At 67.8% G+C, this 19,046-nt stretch carries 18 protein-coding genes; 5 read left to right on the top strand and 13 right to left on the bottom strand.

The features are described 5' to 3' along the window. Nucleotides 1-101: 101 nt before the first annotated feature. Complete coding sequence (gene typA, locus MLGJGCBP_RS41245; RefSeq protein WP_072940524.1) at nucleotides 102-2,009, bottom strand: translational GTPase TypA; 1,908 nt, start codon at nucleotides 2,007-2,009, stop codon at nucleotides 102-104. Between the two features lie 334 nt (nucleotides 2,010-2,343). Between typA and MLGJGCBP_RS50890 the strand changes: the two genes are divergently transcribed. Further along, entirely contained in the window at nucleotides 2,344-2,520 is a 177-nt protein-coding gene (locus MLGJGCBP_RS50890) for a hypothetical protein (protein WP_087556454.1), read from the top strand. A 2-nt stretch (nucleotides 2,521-2,522) separates the two neighbouring features. Here MLGJGCBP_RS50890 and MLGJGCBP_RS41240 read toward each other — a convergent pair whose 3' ends face one another. Beyond that, nucleotides 2,523-2,903 (bottom strand): (deoxy)nucleoside triphosphate pyrophosphohydrolase, encoded by a 381-nt coding sequence (locus MLGJGCBP_RS41240; RefSeq protein WP_087556455.1) that lies wholly within the window; start codon nucleotides 2,901-2,903, stop codon nucleotides 2,523-2,525. A 58-nt stretch (nucleotides 2,904-2,961) separates the two neighbouring features. Here MLGJGCBP_RS41240 and MLGJGCBP_RS41235 point away from each other — a divergent pair, with 58 nt between their 5' ends. Further along, nucleotides 2,962-3,246, top strand: coding sequence for a 4a-hydroxytetrahydrobiopterin dehydratase (locus MLGJGCBP_RS41235; RefSeq protein ID WP_015889728.1), 285 nt, complete (start codon nucleotides 2,962-2,964; stop codon nucleotides 3,244-3,246). Here MLGJGCBP_RS41235 and MLGJGCBP_RS41230 read toward each other — a convergent pair. Next, on the bottom strand, nucleotides 3,194-4,528 hold the full coding sequence (locus tag MLGJGCBP_RS41230; RefSeq protein ID WP_087556456.1) for a mannosyltransferase: 1,335 nt from the start codon (nucleotides 4,526-4,528) through the stop codon (nucleotides 3,194-3,196). The two genes, MLGJGCBP_RS41235 and MLGJGCBP_RS41230, sit on opposite strands and share 53 nt — an antisense overlap. A gap of 356 nt (nucleotides 4,529-4,884) precedes the next feature. Here MLGJGCBP_RS41230 and MLGJGCBP_RS41225 point away from each other — a divergent pair, with 356 nt between their 5' ends. After that, nucleotides 4,885-5,628 (top strand): Rv1157c family protein, encoded by a 744-nt coding sequence (locus tag MLGJGCBP_RS41225; RefSeq protein WP_442972150.1) that lies wholly within the window; start codon nucleotides 4,885-4,887, stop codon nucleotides 5,626-5,628. Nucleotides 5,629-5,736: 108 nt separating this feature from the next. Beyond that, nucleotides 5,737-6,087 (top strand): hypothetical protein, encoded by a 351-nt coding sequence (locus MLGJGCBP_RS41220; protein WP_087556458.1) that lies wholly within the window; start codon nucleotides 5,737-5,739, stop codon nucleotides 6,085-6,087. 10 nt (nucleotides 6,088-6,097) lie between these two features. Here the strand turns inward: MLGJGCBP_RS41220 and MLGJGCBP_RS41215 are convergent, their stop codons facing one another. Then, nucleotides 6,098-6,568: a MarR family winged helix-turn-helix transcriptional regulator gene (locus MLGJGCBP_RS41215; protein WP_087556459.1), complete on the bottom strand. Its 471-nt coding sequence runs from the start codon at nucleotides 6,566-6,568 to the stop codon at nucleotides 6,098-6,100. Between the two features lie 357 nt (nucleotides 6,569-6,925). Here MLGJGCBP_RS41215 and MLGJGCBP_RS41210 point away from each other — a divergent pair, with 357 nt between their 5' ends. Further along, nucleotides 6,926-7,429 (top strand): nuclear transport factor 2 family protein, encoded by a 504-nt coding sequence (locus tag MLGJGCBP_RS41210; protein ID WP_160103234.1) that lies wholly within the window; start codon nucleotides 6,926-6,928, stop codon nucleotides 7,427-7,429. Between the two features lie 5 nt (nucleotides 7,430-7,434). Here the strand turns inward: MLGJGCBP_RS41210 and MLGJGCBP_RS41205 are convergent, their stop codons facing one another. From MLGJGCBP_RS41205 to MLGJGCBP_RS41165, 9 genes are all read right to left on the bottom strand, one after another. Further along, a complete protein-coding gene (locus tag MLGJGCBP_RS41205) occupies nucleotides 7,435-8,157 on the bottom strand; it encodes a DUF1906 domain-containing protein (RefSeq protein WP_160103232.1) in 723 nt (240 codons plus the stop codon). Between the two features lie 166 nt (nucleotides 8,158-8,323). Then, complete coding sequence (nuoN, locus tag MLGJGCBP_RS41200) at nucleotides 8,324-9,946, bottom strand: NADH-quinone oxidoreductase subunit NuoN (protein ID WP_160103230.1); 1,623 nt, start codon at nucleotides 9,944-9,946, stop codon at nucleotides 8,324-8,326. Further along, nucleotides 9,946-11,514: an NADH-quinone oxidoreductase subunit M gene (locus MLGJGCBP_RS41195; protein WP_201453343.1), complete on the bottom strand. Its 1,569-nt coding sequence runs from the start codon at nucleotides 11,512-11,514 to the stop codon at nucleotides 9,946-9,948. The genes nuoN and MLGJGCBP_RS41195 overlap by 1 nt, the downstream gene beginning before the upstream one ends. Beyond that, nucleotides 11,511-13,391, bottom strand: coding sequence for an NADH-quinone oxidoreductase subunit L (gene nuoL / locus MLGJGCBP_RS41190; protein WP_160103206.1), 1,881 nt, complete (start codon nucleotides 13,389-13,391; stop codon nucleotides 11,511-11,513). Before nuoL ends, MLGJGCBP_RS41195 begins: the two co-directional genes overlap by 4 nt. Before the next feature lie 69 nt (nucleotides 13,392-13,460). Then, entirely contained in the window at nucleotides 13,461-13,760 is a 300-nt protein-coding gene (gene nuoK / locus MLGJGCBP_RS41185) for an NADH-quinone oxidoreductase subunit NuoK (RefSeq protein ID WP_005239116.1), read from the bottom strand. Continuing rightward, the gene (locus tag MLGJGCBP_RS41180; RefSeq protein ID WP_201453345.1) at nucleotides 13,757-14,566 is read right to left on the bottom strand and encodes an NADH-quinone oxidoreductase subunit J; all 810 of its coding nucleotides are present in this window, start codon (nucleotides 14,564-14,566) and stop codon (nucleotides 13,757-13,759) included. Before MLGJGCBP_RS41180 ends, nuoK begins: the two co-directional genes overlap by 4 nt. Before the next feature lie 31 nt (nucleotides 14,567-14,597). Continuing rightward, a complete protein-coding gene (gene nuoI / locus MLGJGCBP_RS41175) occupies nucleotides 14,598-15,164 on the bottom strand; it encodes an NADH-quinone oxidoreductase subunit NuoI (protein WP_160103202.1) in 567 nt (188 codons plus the stop codon). Continuing rightward, the gene (gene nuoH / locus MLGJGCBP_RS41170) at nucleotides 15,157-16,509 is read right to left on the bottom strand and encodes an NADH-quinone oxidoreductase subunit NuoH (RefSeq protein ID WP_160103200.1); all 1,353 of its coding nucleotides are present in this window, start codon (nucleotides 16,507-16,509) and stop codon (nucleotides 15,157-15,159) included. Before nuoH ends, nuoI begins: the two co-directional genes overlap by 8 nt. After that, nucleotides 16,506-18,971, bottom strand: a complete 2,466-nt coding sequence (locus MLGJGCBP_RS41165; protein WP_236581672.1) for an NADH-quinone oxidoreductase subunit G — start codon at nucleotides 18,969-18,971, stop codon at nucleotides 16,506-16,508. The genes nuoH and MLGJGCBP_RS41165 overlap by 4 nt, the downstream gene beginning before the upstream one ends. Nucleotides 18,972-19,046: the final 75 nt, after the last annotated feature.

Raw genomic sequence — 19,046 nt, 5'->3', positions numbered from 1 at the left:
TACCGGAAGGCTCCGGAAACCCACGAGCGAATGTACCTTCGGTCGGCGATCGATCGAAGGTACATTCGCCCGGTTGTGTTTGACGTGGTCGGACGTGCCGACTACAGGGCCGCCTTGTCGCGGGCCTTGGAACGCGAACGCTCACGGGCACGGTCGGTAGCCGACAGGTGCACCTTGCGCACCCGCACGACCTCCGGGGTGACCTCGACGCACTCGTCGCCGGCGCAGAACTCCATCGCGCCTTCGAGCTCCAGCTTGATCGGCTTGGCGAGGGTCTCCATCACGTCGGCGGAGGACTGACGCATGTTGGTCAGCTTCTTCTCGCGGGTTACGTTGATGTCGAGGTCCTCCTGGCGCGGGTTGATGCCCACGACCATGCCCTCGTAGGTGTCGGCGCCGGGCTCGACGAAGAACGTTCCGCGGTCGGCGAGCTGGATCATCGCGAACGGGGTGACCGAACCGGTGCGGTCCGAGACGAGCGAGCCGGTGTGGCGGGCGCGGATCTCGCCGGCCCACGGTGCGTAGCCGTGGAAGACGGCGTTCGCGATGCCGGTGCCGCGGGTCTCGGTGAGGAAGTCGGTGCGGAACCCGATCAGGCCGCGCGACGGGACGATGAACTCCATCCGGACCCAGCCTGCGCCGTGGTTGGCCATCTGCACCATCTTGCCCTTGCGGTTGGCGAGGAGCTGGGTGATGGCGCCGAGGTATTCCTCGGGGCTGTCGATGGTGAGCTCCTCGAAGGGCTCGTGCACCTTGCCGTCGACCTGACGGGTGACCACCTGCGGCTTGCCGACGGTCAGTTCGAAGCCTTCGCGGCGCATCTGCTCGACGAGGATGGCGAGCGCGAGCTCACCACGGCCCTGGACCTCCCAGGCGTCGGGGCGACCGATGTCGAGGACCTTGAGCGAGACGTTGCCGACCAGTTCCTGGTCGAGGCGCGACTTCACCATGCGGGCCGTCAGCTTGTGTCCGCTGACCCGCCCGACGAGCGGCGAGGTGTTGGTGCCGATGGTCACCGAGATGGCGGGCTGGTCGACGGTGATCCGCGGCAGCGGCACCGGGTTCTCCAGGTCGGCGAGGGTGTCGCCGATCATGATGTCGGCGAAACCGGCGACCGCGACGATGTCACCGGCGACGGCCTTCTCGGCGGGCTGACGCTCGACGCCGACGGTGGCGAGCAGTTCGGTGATCTTGGCCTTGGTGACGACGGGCTCGCCGTCGACCTCGCGGCACCAGGAGACGGTCTGGCCCTTGGTCAGCTCGCCGTTGTGGATGCGGACCAGCGCGAGGCGGCCGAGGAACGCGGACGCGTCGAGGTTGGTGACGTGAGCCTGCAGCGGCGCGTCGACGTTGCCCTTGGGTGCGGGCACGTAGTTGAGGAGGACCTCGAACAGGGCGTCGAGGTTCTCGGCGTCCGGCGCGTGGCCGTTCTCGGGCTGAACCTTGGACGCCTTGCCCTCACGGCCGGACGCGTACAGAACGGGAAGGTCGAGGGCGAGCTCGGCGGCTTCGGCGGCCTCGTCGTCGAGGTCGGAGGCCAGGTCGAGCAGCAGGTCGTGGCTTTCGGAGACGACCTCTTCGATGCGGGCGTCGGGGCGGTCGGTCTTGTTGACGACCAGGATGACGGGCAGCGACGCGGCGAGCGCCTTGCGCAGCACGAAGCGGGTCTGCGGCAGCGGGCCCTCGGAGGCGTCGACGAGCAGGACGACACCGTCGACCATGGACAGGCCGCGCTCGACCTCGCCGCCGAAGTCGGCGTGACCGGGGGTGTCGATGACGTTGATGACCGTGACACTGCCGTCGCCGTGGTGCTTGTGGACGGCGGTGTTCTTCGCGAGGATCGTGATGCCCTTCTCGCGTTCGAGGTCGCCGGAGTCCATCACGCGGTCGACCAGTTCGGCGCGCTCCTCGAATGCCCCCGACTGACGCAACATGGCGTCGACGAGAGTGGTCTTGCCGTGGTCGACGTGTGCGACGATGGCAACGTTACGGAAGCTGGTGATGGTCACGCGGTGGCTCTCCTGGCTGAGTTGATTCGGCCACGCGAAAGTTCCCTCGCACGGCTTTCTGGCGGCCGCCTTGTCATCTCGATTCAGAATCCTCGTCGAGGCGATGGTAAATCGCCCAGTACAGGCATCGCGGCCACGTGAATACTACCCGCCCGAACGGCTACTTCGCGCATCGCCGGCTTCGCGGGGCATGCCCGACCAGCGTAAAGTGATCTGCGCCACGTCGAATTCGGCCCGTCTCGCGTGTGCGGTGAGGCCGAAAGCTGAGGGGACGCTAACCTGAGCGGAGCCGGCGGATACCGGCGTTCACCGGAGTAGGAAGGCCGAGCCGAGTATGGGCAAGGTGAAGGCCGGCAAGGTCTCGGGCCTCAAGCCGAAGAAGAAATGCTGCCGCAGCAAGACGCGGTGCATCAAGTGCCCGGTCGTGATCATGCGCATGAAGAAGCTCGAGGACGAGGGCGCGTCCAAGAAGGAACTGAAGAAGGGCCTCAAGAAGGCCCGCGCGGCCTGAGGTCAGGCCCGCCCGTTCAGGTGCAACCGCAGGTCCGGCACCCATCCGCGGTCGTTGCCGACGAGGTCGATCTCACCAAGTTCCCGTCCGTCCACCCAGCGCAGTTCCGCGTGGTCGAGCGCGGCGGGGGTTCCCGACACCAGTTCGACGCGGTACGCGCGCAGCACCCGGCCGTCGGGCAGCGGCACGTCGTCACCGATCCGGTCGCCGCCGGACACCTCGACGCCGAGTTCCTCCCGCAGTTCGCGGCGCAGCGCGTCCTCGGCGCTCTCCCCCGCCTCCGCCTTGCCGCCGGGCAGCTCCCACAGTCCGGCAAGTTCCGGGGGCCGCGTCCGCTGCGCCAGCAACAGCCGGCCGTCGACGATGATCGCGGCCGCCACCACCTCACCGGTGTTCTCGACAGGTCTTGCACGTTCCTCGGGCACGGCACCATCATGAGGTATGGCCGAGTTGCTGTCAGACGGAGAGATCGACACCGCACTCGCAGGACTGCCCGGGTGGCAGCGGGCGGGTGATTCCCTCGTCCGCACCGTGGAGTCGCCGAGTTTCCCCGAAGCGGTGGAGCTGGTCCGGAAGGTCGCGGAGGCGGCGGAGGCCGCGAACCACCATCCGGACATCGACATCAGGTGGCGCAAGGTCACCTACACACTGTCGACGCATTCCGCGGGCGGGCTCACGCAGCTGGATCTGGATCTTGCTGCGCAGATCGACTCACTGGCGGGCTGATCTCGCCGGCGGCCGCGGCGGCACGCTTGGTGCGGCGCCCGGCGTAGGCCACCCATGCATAGACACCGAAGGCGCCGACGACGTCGACGGTGCCCAGCCACGCGAGTACCGCGGGCCGGGAGATCAACCAGATCGAGTCCTGGAAGAAGCTGAGCACCCAGGGCACGCCGATGAGAGTGGTGACGAGCCAGTACCCGGCGAGGATCCGGGTGCCCAGCATCGACCCGTAGGGGCCGTGCAGCAACCAGATCAGCATCGGGATCACCCACACCCAGTGGTGCGACCACGAGATCGGTGAGACGAGCAACCCCAGCAACTCGACGAGAACGAGGGTGCCGAGCCGGTCGTCCCGGGCGATCGCCCGCCAGGCCAGGCCGGCGAGGACGACGGTGACCGCCACCGCCAGCAGCCAGAGGACGCCCGTCTCGACGTCGTATCCGAGCAGCCGCGACAACGCGCCGCGCAGCGACTGATTCCAGACCGAGCCGACCGGCCCGATGCGATCGGCGTCACCGAGCAGGTGGGTGAAGTACTCCCGCGCCTCCGAGCCGATCAGCAGGTAACTGACTCCGACGGTCGCGGCGAACGCGACCCCGGAGAAGACGGCGGCCTTCCAGCGGCGTTGCATCAGGAAATAGAGGCCGGTGATCGCCGGGGTCAGTTTGATCCCGGCGGCGAATCCCACGAGCGCACCGGACAGCCACCACCGGGAACTGCGGACCGCGGTCATCACGAGCAGTGCCAGGAAGACGTTGATCTGGCCGTAGTCCAGCGTGGTGCGCACCGGTTCCACCCACACCCCGACCGTGGTCCACAGCACCGCGACCGCACGCCAGTGCGGGCTGCGCGCGGCGTCGCCGAGCACGAGCCCCAGGCTCATCCGCGCCAGCGCGTACAGGGCGAGGATGGTGAGCAGTTGCCAGCCGACCCCGACCAGCGGGAACGGCAGGTAGTGCAGGGGAAAGAAGACGAGCGCCGCGAACGGCGGATAGGTGAACGGCAGCGGAAAGTCCGGTGTCACTTCCGAATAGGTGAAGTCGTAGAGACTGCCACCGTGAAGCGCCTCGGAACCGTCGACGTAGACGTGCAGGTCGACGAGGTTCATCCCGTTGGGGCTCAACAGCGTCCACGCCATCCGCCCGAGCACCGACAGCACGAGAAGAACAGGCGCGCATCGCAACAGGGTGTGCAGGGCGGATGTTCCCCGGGTGGACGTGGGTGAACGCTCGGAAGTCGGGTCGTCGGAGGCTGCTCCGCCGTCGGACGCTGCATGGTCGGACACAGTGTGGCGCTCTCCCGTGAGGTGTGTAGATGTCTCAGCCGATCCCGAAACGGTCCCGCACAGCGTAGACGGCGCCGCCCGCGGGTTCCGAGGTGTCCGTAGCCGCGCGTAACAGTTGCATCACCAATCACACGAACCACACGTGCCACAAGCTATCGTCACCGGAGGACCACCGTCGGGGTCTGTATGCCATACACTCCCACCGGGGTGCCGCAGCTACCGATGAACGAACTCGTGAGCTGTACAACCCGGGGGCGCTGTACATAGAGTGACCCCCCGAGCCGTCAGACGTGGATTGTTTTGTCGTCCACGCTGTTATGACTAAGGATGGGGAGACTGTGCTTCGAACCCGAGGTATGCGCAGAGCAGTAACTGCTCTCGCCGTTGCCGCAGCAGCCGCTATGGCAGTGCCGGCCCAGGCGATCGCGCAGCCGACGCCGCCGCCCGTACCCGAAGGCATCCCCGTGGAGATGCTCGCGTCGTTCGCACCCGCCATCATCGGCGCAGCCGCTGGTACCGAAGACATCGCCGCAGGACCCCAGGACGCGATTCTGGACCAGGCCCGCAACCTCCTCGAGTCCCCCGGCATCCCGCCGGAACTCAAGTCCACCCTCGAGCGCGTCATCACGTTCCTCGACGGCAGCGGCGGTGGCGGTCCCGAGATCCCGCAGGAGAACGCGCCCGTCATCGCGCAGTTCCTCTACCCGACCATCGGCAGGGGCTGCATCGGCGAGGGCGCCGATTCCGTCGGCACCGCCCTCGCGGTCCCCGGCCCGGCCCAGCTGCCCCCGCCCGGCCCCAAGGCAGGTCAGGCCGGGTTCGTGTTCACCGCCCTCGGAACCAGTTCCGTTGCCGCCGAACAGCCCAATCCGCTGACCGTGACGTGGATCAACCTGGACAACCAGCGGCGCGCTACCCAGAACCTCACCAACGAGGCCAAGATCAACCCCGACGGACCGGCAACCCTGTCGGCGATCGCGGACACCGGCCCGGGCCGCGTCCTCGCGGTAGTGTCGGGCGGACTGACGACCCAGAAGGAAGGGGCGGCGCCGATCACGTGCAGCTTCCTCCCCACCGTCGGCATGTTCCAGGTCGCGTAACCCTCACACCTGACGAGCGAGGGGCCCTCCGGATCTTCCGGAGGGCCCCTCGCTCATGTCTGCACCGCTTCACTGTTTGCCGACGGCCCCACCGTGGTAGACCGAGGAATGCACTCGACGCACCACACCCCGGACCACTCACTGCGATCGCGACACGCCCGGCGGTCCATCCTGTCGATCCGTTCGGAAGGGTCGATCCTCTCGATCGGTTCCGCCTACTCCGTCCTGTCGATCGGGAGTGTCGGCTCGGTGCTGTCGATCGGGTCCGTCGGGTCGTTCGGCTCGGCACTGAGCACCGCCTCGTTCGCCAGCCTTGGATCTGCGCTGTCGGGGCTGTCGCGGTGGTCTCTGCTGTCATGGAAGGGCTGGCACGACAGTCCGCCCGAGCACCCTCATCTCACGGTCATCGCCGACGAACCGGACCTCACACGGGACGCGACCGCACACGTCCAGTCCTGACGGCGTCCGGTCAGGTCGTCCGGCCGGCGCGCGGCCAGGAGTTGCCGTCGTACTTCTCGATCTCGCCGTTGAACTTGGTCAGCAGGCGGCGCAACTCACCGCGGTCGTGGTCGCTCCACTCGGCGATGATGCGTTCGACACCGTTCCTGCCCAGCGCCCGGTCCGCGTGAAGCTGCTCGAGCCCCCGCGCAGTGGCCTCGACCTTGCGGGCCATTCCCCCGTCCGGGTCGGGGACCCGTTCGACGAGTCCACGCTTCAGCAAGGCGCCGATCTGCCGGTTGATGGTCGAGATGTCGAGCCGGAACGCCTCGGCGAGCTGCTTCAGGCTGAGCGGATGCTCGAGTTCCAGGCGTCCGAGGAGCAGGTAGGCGGAACGGTCGAGTTGGAACCCCGCCCGCTGCGCGTGGGCGTGATAGCGCGACAGCAATGTCAATTCGTTCTCGACATCAGCCGCCACCTCGTCGCGATCGGACACCGACACCTCCCAGAGTTACCGTCATTCTGCCCGAGGCACGGTTACCTCGACCGGGGCATCATTGTGCACCATACACATCATGTGTAGCGTGCACATTCCGGCACCGCGAACGCGACTCAGGATCCGTTGACGAACAGCGCGGTGTAGAGAACCGACGCGACGGTGTACACGAAATTGATCAGCAGATCCATGGCAGAACCTCCGGGTTCGAAAGTGAAACGAGTGACAACAGGTAATCGGAGTTGACTCGGGTGGCGTTTCAACGATCCCATCCACCGGAAAACGCCCCACAACAGAACTGAAACGTGTTCTCATTCTTCGAGGCACGCAGACGCGGTGCCGGACGAGAGAAGGGGACGCACCATGCCGTGGAGTCGCGCCGAACTCGAAGACGCGTTCGCGCACTACCAGCGAACCGTCGGCCGCTGCGTCGAACTCGGAGACTGGGACGGATTCGCCGACCTCTTCACGGAGGACGCCACATACGTCGAGCACGCGTTCGGACACTTCGACGGACGCGAGGCCATCCGCGCCTGGGTCACGCGCACCATGTCGGCCTTCCCGGGAACCCGGATGACCGAGTTCCCTGCGAACTGGTTCGTGATCGACGAAGACCGGGGATGGGTGATCTGCGAAATCGACAACCCCATGGAGGATCCCGGCGACGGCTCCCGGCACGCCGCGGCCAACATCACGATCCTCCACTACGCCGGCGACAACCTGTGGTCGCGCGAAGAGGACGCGTACAACCCGATGAACTTTCTCGCCACCGCCAAGAAGTGGTGCCGCGCAGCGGAAGCCGCGGGCAACCTACCCGAGGACGCGCGGGAGTGGCTCTCGAAGATGGGTGATCGACCGGCGGCCTGACCGGGTCACCACTGCCCGTAGTCGGGCTTGAGAATGTCGTTGAGATCGATGCCCACCCCGTCGACGTTGCTCGCGTCGATCTCGTACTGATGCAGGTGCGCCGACGGGTGGACGTACCCCTCGGGTGTGCCCCAGTCGTGCTGCCAGTACCACGACCCGAGCCCGGCGAGGACCGCCAGATCCAGCGTCTTGGAGTTGGCGTAGATGCCGGTGTTCCCCTTGCCGACCACCGACTCCCACCCGGCGAGATACGGGGCGATCATGGTGAGGAAATCGGCGGGCGAGGGATTGTCGTCGATGGACGCGTAGATGGGACGATCCTCGGGACCGCCTGCGGCGAGGTGCAATTCGAGTCCACGCTCCGCGTGCCGCTTGCCCGCCTCGAGCCCGCCGCGCCAGTCGGCGGTCGGCCCCTTGCCGAACTGATAGCACGAAACGACGGACAGTCCGGCGTCGAGCAGCGCCTGCGCCTCGTCGGCGAGCATCGGCTTGCCTTCCATCCATTCGGCGCCGGGACGGCGATCCGACACGTAGCGGATGGCGCCGTCGTATCCGGCCTCGAGGATGGCGTCCGCCGAAGGCACGCCGCCCGCGTAGTCGATCAGGATGCCGAGGCTGTCCGCCTTCGCGACGGCGACCGAGGACGTGGTGGATGCGAGCGCCGCGATCCCGGCCACGGCGGATCCCGCTGCCGCGTACCGGAACAGGTCTCTCCGAGAAAATTCCACTGTGCCCCCATATCCGATCGGTCGCGCTCCGGCGTGTCTCCGACATTCACTCTCGCTCAGTCGGTATGTTGTCCGGCTTGCATTCCACCACACTCACACGGGTCCCGCCAGCCACTTGGACTACATCCGTCACATCGGACACTCGCGACCCGCCGGCACCGCCGGGTCAGCGGAAGAACACCGCGGCCTGGTCCGCCAGTTCCAGCGCCCCCTGCGGCAGGATTCCGAGCACCACCGTCACCACCACTCCCACCGCGATGGCCGCGGCGGTGAACATGCTGGGTACCACGATCGTCGGGGCGTCGCTCTGCGGTTCCGAGAAGAACATGAGGACGATCACCCGGACGTAGAAGAACGCCGCGATCGCACTGCTGACGACGCCGACGAGGACGAGGGGAACGGCACCGCCCTCGATGGCGGCCTGGAAGACCGCGAACTTGCTGACGAACCCACTCGTCAAGGGGATTCCGGCGAACGCGAGCAGGAACAGGGCGAAGACCCCGCCCACCAGAGGCGAACGCCGCCCCAGCCCCGCCCAGCGGGACAGGTCCGTCGCCTCGCCCCGGCTGTCCCGCACGAGGGTGACGACGGCGAACGCGCCGAGCGTGCTGAAGCCGTAGGCCAGCAGATAGAACATGGTGGACGACAGACCCGCCCGGTTGGCCGCGATCAGACCGGTGAGGATGAATCCGGCGTGCGCGACCGAGGAGTACGCGAGCATCCGCTTGACGTCGTTCTGCGTGACCGCCATGACGGCACCGACCACCATGGTGAGGATGGCGACGCCCCACATCACCGGCCGCCAGTCCGCGCGGAGGTCGGGCAGCGCCACGTAGAAGATGCGCAGCATCGCCCCGACCGCCGCGACCTTGGTGGCCGCCGCCATGAACGCGGTGATCGGCGTCGGCGCACCCTGATAGACGTCGGGGATCCAGGAGTGGAACGGGACCGCGCCGATCTTGAACAGCAGACCCACCGACAGGAGCGCAGTGCCGATCAGCGCCAGCGTCCGGTCCTCGGCGCCCCGGGCGAGTGCGTCGCCGATCCCCGGCAACGCGACGGTGCCCGCGTAGCCGTACAACAACGCCACCCCGAACAGGAAGAACGCCGACGAGAACGCCCCGAGCAGAAAGTATTTCATCGCGGCTTCCTGCGACAGGAGACGGCGACGCCGCGCCAGCCCGCACAGCAGATACAGCGGCAGCGAGAGCACTTCCAGCGCCACGAACATGGTGAGAAGGTCGTTGGACGCCAGGAACAGGAGCATCCCGCCGACCGCGAACAGGGTGAGGGGGAAGACCTCGGTGTGCCCCGGGGCGTTTCTGGTGGCCTCCCGTTCGGCGACACTGCCGGGGACGGCGTACGCCTGCGGGGTGAACGCGTCGGTTCTGCCTTCCGGCTCCGCCCCGCGGACGGCCGTGACCTCCGCGGTCGCGGCGCCGACCCCGCTGTCGACGCTCCGCTCGGCGATGATCAGGATCGCCGGGATCGAGATCAGCAGGATCGTGCCCTGGAGGAACAGCGTCGGACCGTCGACGGCCACCCCTCCCCCGACCACCGAGTCGCGGGTTCCCGCGAGCAGGACGACGGCCACGAATGCCGCAGTGAGTCCGCCGATCGCGAGAACGAGATGGCTCGAGTAGCGGCCGCGACGGGGCAGGAACGCCTCCACGAGCACACCGGCGACAGCCACGCCGAACACGATCAACATCGGTGACAGCTGGCCGTATTCGATGTCCGGCGCAGGCAATGACGCGGACTGGGCGAGGACGAATTCGGAGGTACTCATCAGGGTGTGCCTCCCTCTGAATCCTGCCCGGCGACGGTGGGGGCAGGATCGTGCTGACCGACGGTGACGAGGACGTGGCTCACCGCGGGGGTGATGACGTCCAGTACCGGCTTGGGGTAGACGCCGAGGACGAGCAGCAGGGCGATCAGCGGTGCCACGACCGCGATCTCACGACGCACGAGATCGCGGACCGTCTCGTTGCCCTCCTTCAGCGGTCCCGTCATCATCCGCTGGTAGAGCCACAGCACGTAGATCGCGGCGAGGACGAGCGCGAGAGTCGCGACCACGGCGGCGATCTGGTACCGCGAGAACGTCCCGACCAGGACGAGGAACTCACTGATGAAGGGCGCCAGGCCCGGCAGCGACAGCGTGGCCAGCCCCGCCACGAGGAACGTGCCCGCCATCACCGGAGCGACCTTCTGCACCCCGCCGTAGTCGGCGATGAGACGGGTGCCGCGCCGCGACACCAGGAACCCTGCGATCAGGAACAGCGCCGCGGTCGAGATGCCGTGGTTGACCATGTACAGCGTCGATCCGGCCTGCCCCTGGCTCGTCATCGCGAAGATACCGAGGATGATGAACCCGAAGTGGGAGATCGACGTGTACGCGATCAGCCGCATCACGTCGGTCTGTCCGATGGCCAGCACCGCACCGTAGATGATGCCGATCACCGCCAGCACCGTGACGAACGGTGCGAAGTACGCGGACGCGTCCGGGAACATCTGCAGGCAGAACCGCAGCATCCCGAACGTCCCGACCTTGTCGACGACGGCCATCATGAGCACCGCGCTGGCCGGGGTGGCTTCCACCGCGGCGCCCGGCAGCCACGTGTGGAACGGCCACAGCGGGGCCTTGACCGCGAACGCGAACATGAACCCGAGGAACAATGCCTTCAGCACGCCGGGGTCGGCGTCCAGCCCCTCGGCGACGATCACCCGGAAGTCGAAGGTGCCGCCGCCGAACGCGTCCTGGCGCGCCGTCACCACGTACAGCCCGATGACGGCCGCCAGCATGATCAGGCCGCCGAACAGGTTGTACAGCAGGAACTTCACCGCGGCATACGACCTCCCCGCCCCGCCGAATCCTCCGATCAGGAAGTACATGGGGATGAGCATGGCCTCGAAGAAGATATAGAACAGCAGGACGTCGAGGGCGGTGAACGAGACGATCACCATCGCCTCGACCATCAGCGTCAGCGCCACGTACGTGTGCGCCATCCGCCGCCGGTCATTATCGGGAGCGGAGTCGCCGTCGTTCCACCCCGCCAGCAGCAGCAGCGGCACCAGCACCGCGGTGAGGAGCACCAGGACGAGCGCGATGCCGTCCAGACCCAGGATGTACCGGGTGCCGAACGCTGGGATCCAGGCGTGGGATTCGACGAACTGGTACTGCTCACCGGTCGGGTCGAACCGGATCGCCAGCATGACCGCCAGGCACAGGACCACCACGGACACACCGACCGCGACCGACTTCGCGAGCGCGCGCCGGTCGACGGGCAGGGCCAGGACCACACCGGCGCCGACGAGTGGCAGCACCCACAGGACGGTAAGCCACGGGAAGCCGCTCACCACAGCCTCACCAGCATCGTGGCGACCAGTAGCGCCGCACCCGCGAACATGAACAGGGCGTACGACCGGACGAACCCGGTCTGCAGGCGCCGCACCCGCATCGACGTTCCGCCGACGAGTGCGGCGAACCCGTTGACGGTGCCGTCGACGCCCCGGTCGTCGACGGTCACGAGCGTTTGCGTCAACTCCTGCCCGGGACGCATCAGCGCCCCCTCGTTGAACGCGTCGCCGTACAGGTCCCTCCGGGCGGCGACGGTGAGGGCGGTGACGTCCACCGGCGCGGTGTCGGGGATCGGCTGCCGGGCGTACTGCCGGTAGGCCACCGCGACCCCGGCGAGCACCACCACCAGGGTGAGTCCGGTGATCGCCCACACGGGCAGCGCGGGCTCGCCGTGATGGGCGCCGACGACCGGTTCCAGCCAGTGCTGCAGCGAGGACCCGACGGCAAGCAGCGCTCCCGCGGCGACCGAACCCACCGCGAGCAGAATCATCGGCACCGTCATCACCCCCGGCGACTCGTGGGGGTCGGTGTTCGGTTGCCACCGCCGTTGTCCGAAGAACGTCATCAGCATCACCCTGGTCATGTAGAAGGCGGTGAGTCCCGCACCGAGCAGCGTCACCGTTCCGAGGACGACGCCCTGCACGCCCTCGGCGGCGAACGCCGCTTCGATGATCTTGTCCTTGGAGAAGAAGCCGGAGAACGGCGGAATCCCGATGATGGCCAGGTATCCCAGCCCGAACGTGACGAACGTGATGGGCATGACGGTGCGGAGACCGCCGTACCGGCGCATGTTCACCTCGTCGTTCATGCCGTGCATCACCGAACCCGCGCCGAGGAACAGGCCGGCCTTGAAGAAGCCGTGGGTGAGCAGCAGCATGATCGCGAACGCGTACCCGGCCGGTCCTAGTCCGGCGGCCAGCACCATGTACCCGATCTGGCTCATCGTCGACGCCGCCAGCGCCTTCTTGATGTCGTCCTTCGCGCAACCGATGATCGCGCCGAACAGCAGGGTCACCGCGCCGACGATCACGACGCCGAGTTGGGCGTTCGGTGCCAGGTCGAAGATCGCGTTGGAGCGGACGATGAGATACACACCCGCCGTGACCATGGTCGCGGCGTGGATGAGCGCGGATACCGGTGTCGGGCCCTCCATCGCGTCGCCGAGCCAGGACTGCAGCGGGACCTGCGCCGATTTGCCGCAGGCGGCGAGCAGCAGCGCGAGCCCGATCGCGGTGAGCACGCCCTCGCTCGCGGCGTCGGCGCGCGTGAACACGTCGGCGAATTCGATCGAGCCGAACGTCGAGAACATGATCATGATCGCGAGGATCAGCCCCATGTCGCCGACGCGGTTGACCACGAACGCCTTCTTCGCCGCGGCAGCCGCAGACGGCTTGTACTGCCAGAACCCGATGAGCAGGTACGACGCGAGACCGACACCCTCCCACCCGACGTACAGTCCCAGGAAGTTGTCGGCCAGCACCAGCAGCAGCATCGCCGCGAGGAACAGGTTGAGGTAGGCGAAGAACCGCCTGCGCTCCGGGTCGTGGGCCATGTAGCCGACCGAGTAGATGTGGATCAGCGAGCCGACACCGGTGATCAGCAGCACGAAGCACACGGACAGCTGGTCGAGTTGCAGACCGAAGTCCACCTGGAGTTCGCCGACCGGCACCCAGCTGAACAGGACCTGGTGCACGACCCGGTCGGCGGCGTCCCGGCCCAGCATGTCGACGAAGAAGGCGAGACCGAGCGCGAACGAGGCCAGCGCCGTCACGCAACCGAGGAGATGACCCCACGCATCGCTGCGCCTGCCCGCCAGCAGGAGCACGGCGGCGCCGAGGAGCGGCAGGACCGGCAGCAGCCAGAGCGTTCCGCTCATGCCGCACCGCCGATCGGGGTGTCGTCGGGCAAAGTCACCTTCTCGAGGATGTGCGTCATCGGGGACCCGTCAGTTCTTGAGGAGGTTGGCGTCGTCGACGGAAGCCGAACGGCGGGAACGGAAGATGGTCATGATGATCGCCAGACCGACGACGACCTCGGCGGCCGCGACGACCATCGTGAAGAACGCGAAGACCTGACCGTCGAGGTTGCCGTGCATCCGGGCGAACGTCACGAACGCCAGATTCGACGCGTTGAGCATCAGTTCGATGCACATGAACACGATGATCGCGTTGCGGCGGATCAGCACTCCGGCGGCACCGATCGTGAACAGCAGCGCCGACAGGTAGAGGTAGTTCTCGGGATTCATCGCCCACCCTCCTCTTCGGTCGCGGCGGGTTCGGGGGCCGCGACGTCCGCGGTGCCCAGCGCCCGGGCGGGCATGCTCGGCCGCCGGTCGAGTGACCGGCTGACGGACAGGTCGGAGAACGTGCCGTCGGGCAGCAACGCCGGGATGTCGACGGCGTTGTGCCGCGCGTAGACCCCGGGACTGGGTAGCGGTGTGACACGGGCACCCTCACGGACCCGGTCCTCGGACAGCTCGCGCTGGTCCTTGCGCCGCTCGAAGCGTTCCCGGTGGGCGAGCACCATGGCACCGATGGTCGCGGTGATCAGCAGTGCGCCGGTCAGTTCGAACGCCCACACGTACCGGACGAAGACGAGTTCGGCCAGCCCCTGGACGTTGCCCGCCGCGTTGGCCTCGTCGAGACCGGTGAACGCGGAGACGGACGCACTTCCGATGCCGCCGATCAGCAGGAGTCCGAATCCCAGCCCCGCCGCGATCGCGGCCACCCGCTGACCGCGCAGGTTCTCGACGAGGGATTCGGAGGAATCGACGCCGATGAGCATAAGCACGAACAGGAACAGCATCATGACCGCGCCGGTGTAGACCACGATCTGCACGACGCCGAGGAACAGCGCGCCCTGGGCGATGTAGAACACGGCCAGGATGATCATGGTCGTGGCGAGGAAGATCGCCGAGTAGACGGCTTTCGTCGCGCTGACCACTCCGAGCGCGCCGATCACGGCCACGGTCGCGAGGACCCAGAACTGCACGCCCTCGCCCGTCGAGGTCTGGGTGAAGGGTTCCGCGATCAGTTGGACCGCGGACGGCATCGTGTTCACCACGTCGGCTCTCCTCCCTCGATCACGGCTTGTCCCCCGCCGTGTCGTCCGCCTCCGACTGGTCCTGCGACGCGGGCGCCGTTCCCCCGGTCACGGTGCCGCGGTAGTAGTCCTCGGCCGTGGTGCCCGGGGCCATCGGGTGCGGCGAATCGACCATGCCGGACTCGAGCGGGGCCAGCAGGCGGTCCTTCTCGTAGATCAGGCCGGCCCGGTTGTCGTCGGCCATCTCGTACTCGTTGGTCATCGTCAGCGCCCGCGTCGGGCACGCCTCGATGCACAGCCCGCACCCGATGCAGCGCAGGTAGTTGATCTGGTACACCCGGCCGTACCGCTCGCCGGGTGAGAAGCGTTCCTCGTCGGTGTTGTCGGCGCCCTCGACGAAGATGGCGTCGGCGGGGCACGCCCAGGCGCACAGTTCGCACCCGATGCACTTCTCCAGCCCGTCCGCGTACCGGTTGAGCTGATGCCTGCCGTGATAGCGGGGCGCCGTCGGCGTCTTCTCCTCCGGGTAGAACTCGGTGTTCGATTTCTTGAACATCGTGGAGAAGGTCACGCCGAATCCCGCTATGGGGCCGAGGAATTTAGTCATCGCTGTTCTCCTGAGTCGATCCGGTGGAGTGCGCGCCGGTGACGGAGACGGGCGTGCGCCGGAACGCGGGCAGTGTCTGACCCGGCATCGGCGGAACCGGGTATCCACCGGCCATGGGGTCGAACGGTTCGAGTGTCTCCGGGGACAGTTCGGCGCGGTCCCGCGGCTCGACCGGTTTCTCGGGTGCGCGAACGCGGCCGGGACGCAGGCGCTTCCACAGCAGCGTCACCACCACGAGGGCCACGACGAGGCCCGCGACGACGAGGGTGATCGTCCGCGCGTCGTAGCCTTCGTTGCGGAAGGCCCGGACGGTGGCGACGATCATGACCCACACCAGCGAGATCGGGATCAGGATCTTCCAGCCGAGACCCATGAACTGGTCGTACCGCAGCCGGGGCAGCGTGGCCCGCAACCAGACGAACACGAACAGGAAACCCCAGACCTTCAGCGTGAACCACAGCACCGGCCACCATCCGGAGTTCGCGCCGTCCCACAGGCTGAGCGGGAACGGTGCGTGCCAGCCGCCGAGGAACAGGGTGGTGGCGAGCGCGGAGACGGTCACCATGTTCACGTACTCGGCGAGCATGAACATCGCGAAGCTCAGTGAGGAGTACTCGGTGTGGAATCCGCCGACCAGTTCGCCTTCGGCCTCGGGCAGGTCGAACGGCGCCCGGTTGGTCTCACCCACCATCGAGGTGACGTAGATGAGGAACGACGGCAGCAGCAGGAAAACGTACCAGGTGTGCTCCTGGGAGGCGACGATGCCCGACGTGGACATCGTTCCGGCGTCCAGGAACACGGCAGCGAACGACAATGCCATCGCGATCTCGTACGAGATCACCTGCGCCGTCGAGCGCAGACCTCCCAGCAGCGGGTACGTGGAGCCGGACGCCCAGCCGGCGAGCACGATGCCGTAGACGCCGATCGACGTGGCTGCGAGGACGTAGAGCACGGCCACCGGCAGGTCCGTCAGCTGTAATGGCGTGTAGTGCCCGAAGATCGACACCGCCGGGCCGAACGGGATCACGGCGAACGCCATGAACGCGGGAACCGCGGCGATGATCGGCGCGAGGAGGTAGATCGGCTTGTCCACACCCTTCGGGACGATCCCCTCCTTCAAGGCGAGCTTGATGCCGTCGGCGAGGCTCTGCAGCATGCCCCACGGGCCCACCCGGTTGGGGCCGACGCGCATCTGCATCCAGGCCATGACCTTGCGTTCGGCCAGGATCGTCAGAAGCGGGGTGAGGACGAGGAACACGAAGACGGCCAGCGCCTTGCCCAGAACCAGCCACCACGGGTCGTGCCCGAACAGTGCCGGGTCGGGGTAGACCGCCGCGATCGTCACAGCGCACCTCCCGGCGCGATCCCGTTGGTGCCTGCGGCGCGGCGTAGGTTCACGACGGTTCCCGCCCCGGCGGCCAGTTGCCGGTAGACCGCCGATCCGGGTGAGTTGAGCGGCAGCCACACCACCCGATCCGGCATGTCGGTGATCACCAACGGCAACGTCACTTCGCCTCGTTCCGTCGTGACGGTGACCGGATCTCCGTCACCGGCACCCGACTCGGCCGCCGACGTCGCGGACATCCGCACGACCGGGGTACGCGCCGTGCCCGCCAAGTGCGGCTCCCCGTCCTGCAGCCGCCCCGAGTCGAGCAGCATCCGCCAAGTGGCGAGCATCGCCTCCCCCGCCCCGGGGTCCCGCCGTGGGGACTGCGGGACGTCGGGCGGATCCGGGAAGTCACCGTCCCAGGCGCCGAGCCGCTCGAGTTCCCGCCGTGCGGTCGCCGCGTCGGGAAGACCGAGCGAGACACCCATTTCGCCGGCGATCGCGTGGAGCACCCGCTGATCGGGCATCGCCCCGGTGCCGCGGAGAGCGGCGTCGAAGTCGCGTATCCGCCCCTCCCAGTCGAGGAACGTGCCCGGCTTCTCCATGACCGGTGCGATGGGGAACACCACGTCGGCGCGATCGGTGATCGCACTGTGGCGCAGTTCCAGACTCACGACGAACCCGGCCGCGTCGACGGCCGCCGTCGCGGCCTGAGGGTCGGGGAGGTCGTCGATCTCCACACCGCCGATCACCAGCGCCCCGAGCGTCCCCGACTCGGCGGCGGCGAGGATGCCCGCAGTGTCGCGGCCCGCGGTGTCCGGCAGATCCGCGACGTTCCACGCCGACGCGACCTGCCGCCGGGCCACGGGATCGCCCACCGGCCTGCCGCCCGGGAGCAGTCCGGGCAGCGCGCCCGCCTCGAGTGCGCCGCGTTCGCCGGCCCGCCGCGGCGCCCAGGCCAGCCGGGCCCCGGTGGCGTCGGCCAGCCGGACCGCGGCGGACAGCGCCCCCGGTACCGCGGCGAGCCTCTCCCCCACCACGACGACCGCACCCGGTCGGCGAAGCAACTCGGTGACCCCCGCGTCCACCTCACCCGTACGGAGGCCGTCGAGGACCTCCGGCTCCGCATTCGGCGCAGCCTGCAGCAGTCTGCCCGACACCTTCTCGAGGCCGCGGGACGTGTACGGGGCGATCGAGTACACCGGAACGGCCTTCGTACGCGCCGCTTTGCGCAGCCGCAGGAACACGATCGGCGACTCCTCCTCCGGCTCGAACCCGGCGAGGAGGACGACCGGCGCGGCGTCGAGATCGTCGTAGGTGACCGCGAGTCGCTGCCCCGCCACCCGGGCCGCGAGGAAGTCGGCCTCCTCACCGGAGTGTGCGCGACTGCGGAAGTCGATGTCGTTGGTGCCGAGCGCCGTTCGTGCGAATTTTGCGTAGGCGTAGGCGTCCTCCCACGTGGATCGGCCTCCGACGAGGACACCCGCGTTGCCCCGCGCCGCGGTCAGTCCCCGCGCCGCGACGGCCAGTGCCTCCGACCAGGAGGCGGGCGCCAGCGTGCCGTCGTCGCCGCGGACCAGAGGGGTGGTGATCCGGTCGCGCTGAGTGGCGTAGGCGAACGCCCACCGCCCCTTGTCGCAATTCCATTCCTCGTTGACCTCGGGATCGTCGCCCGCCAGCCGCCGCAACACCGTGCCCCGCCGATGATCGGTGCGCTGGGCGCACCCGCTCGCACAGTGCTCGCACACACTGGGGCTGGAGATCAGATCGAACGGGCGGGCCCGGAACCGGTACGCGGTACCCGTCAGCGCGCCCACCGGGCAGATCTGGACGGTGTTGCCGGAGAAGTACGATTCGAACGGTTCCTTCGCGTAGATCCCGACCTGCTGCAGCGCACCCCGCTCCATCAGTTCGACGAACGGATCCCCCGCGACCTGCTGGGAGAACCGGGTGCACCGCGCACACAGCACACACCGCTCACGATCCAGGAGGACCTCCGTGGACAGCGGAATCGGCTTAGGGAACGTGCGCTTGATCTCCCCGAAGCGCGACTCCGCGCGCCCGTTGGACATCGCCTGATTCTGCAACGGGCATTCGCCGCCCTTGTCGCACACCGGACAATCCAGGGGATGGTTTATCAGCAGCAACTCCATCACCCCCTTCTGCGCCTTGTCCGCCACCGGCGAAGTCAGCTGGGTGTGCACCACCATGCCGTCGGTGACAGTCGTGGTGCACGACGCGAGCGGCTTCCGCTGCCCCTCCACCTCGACGAGGCACTGACGGCACGCACCCACCGGGTCGAGCAGCGGATGATCACAGAACCGCGGGATCTGGATACCGATCATCTCCGCCGCACGAATCACCAACGTGCCCTTGGGAACACTCAGCTCCACCCCGTCGATAGTGATGCTGACTGTGTCACAACTCGCTCCGCTCACGGGCACCGGGGCTTTCACGCGCGCTCTTCCCTCGTCACTCATTCGCTGCGCTCCCTCGCTCCTCGGTCCAGACCGCGCGGCCCCGGCGCCGAGTCACGGCTCGCGCATCGCCCCGGC

It is taken from the genome of Rhodococcus sp. T7 (assembly GCF_009872365.1).
In the GTDB taxonomy this organism is placed as follows: Bacteria; Actinomycetota; Actinomycetes; order Mycobacteriales; family Mycobacteriaceae; genus Rhodococcus_F.
Note: the sequence above shows the minus strand (reverse complement) of the source record. Positions and strands in the feature narration are given on the sequence as shown.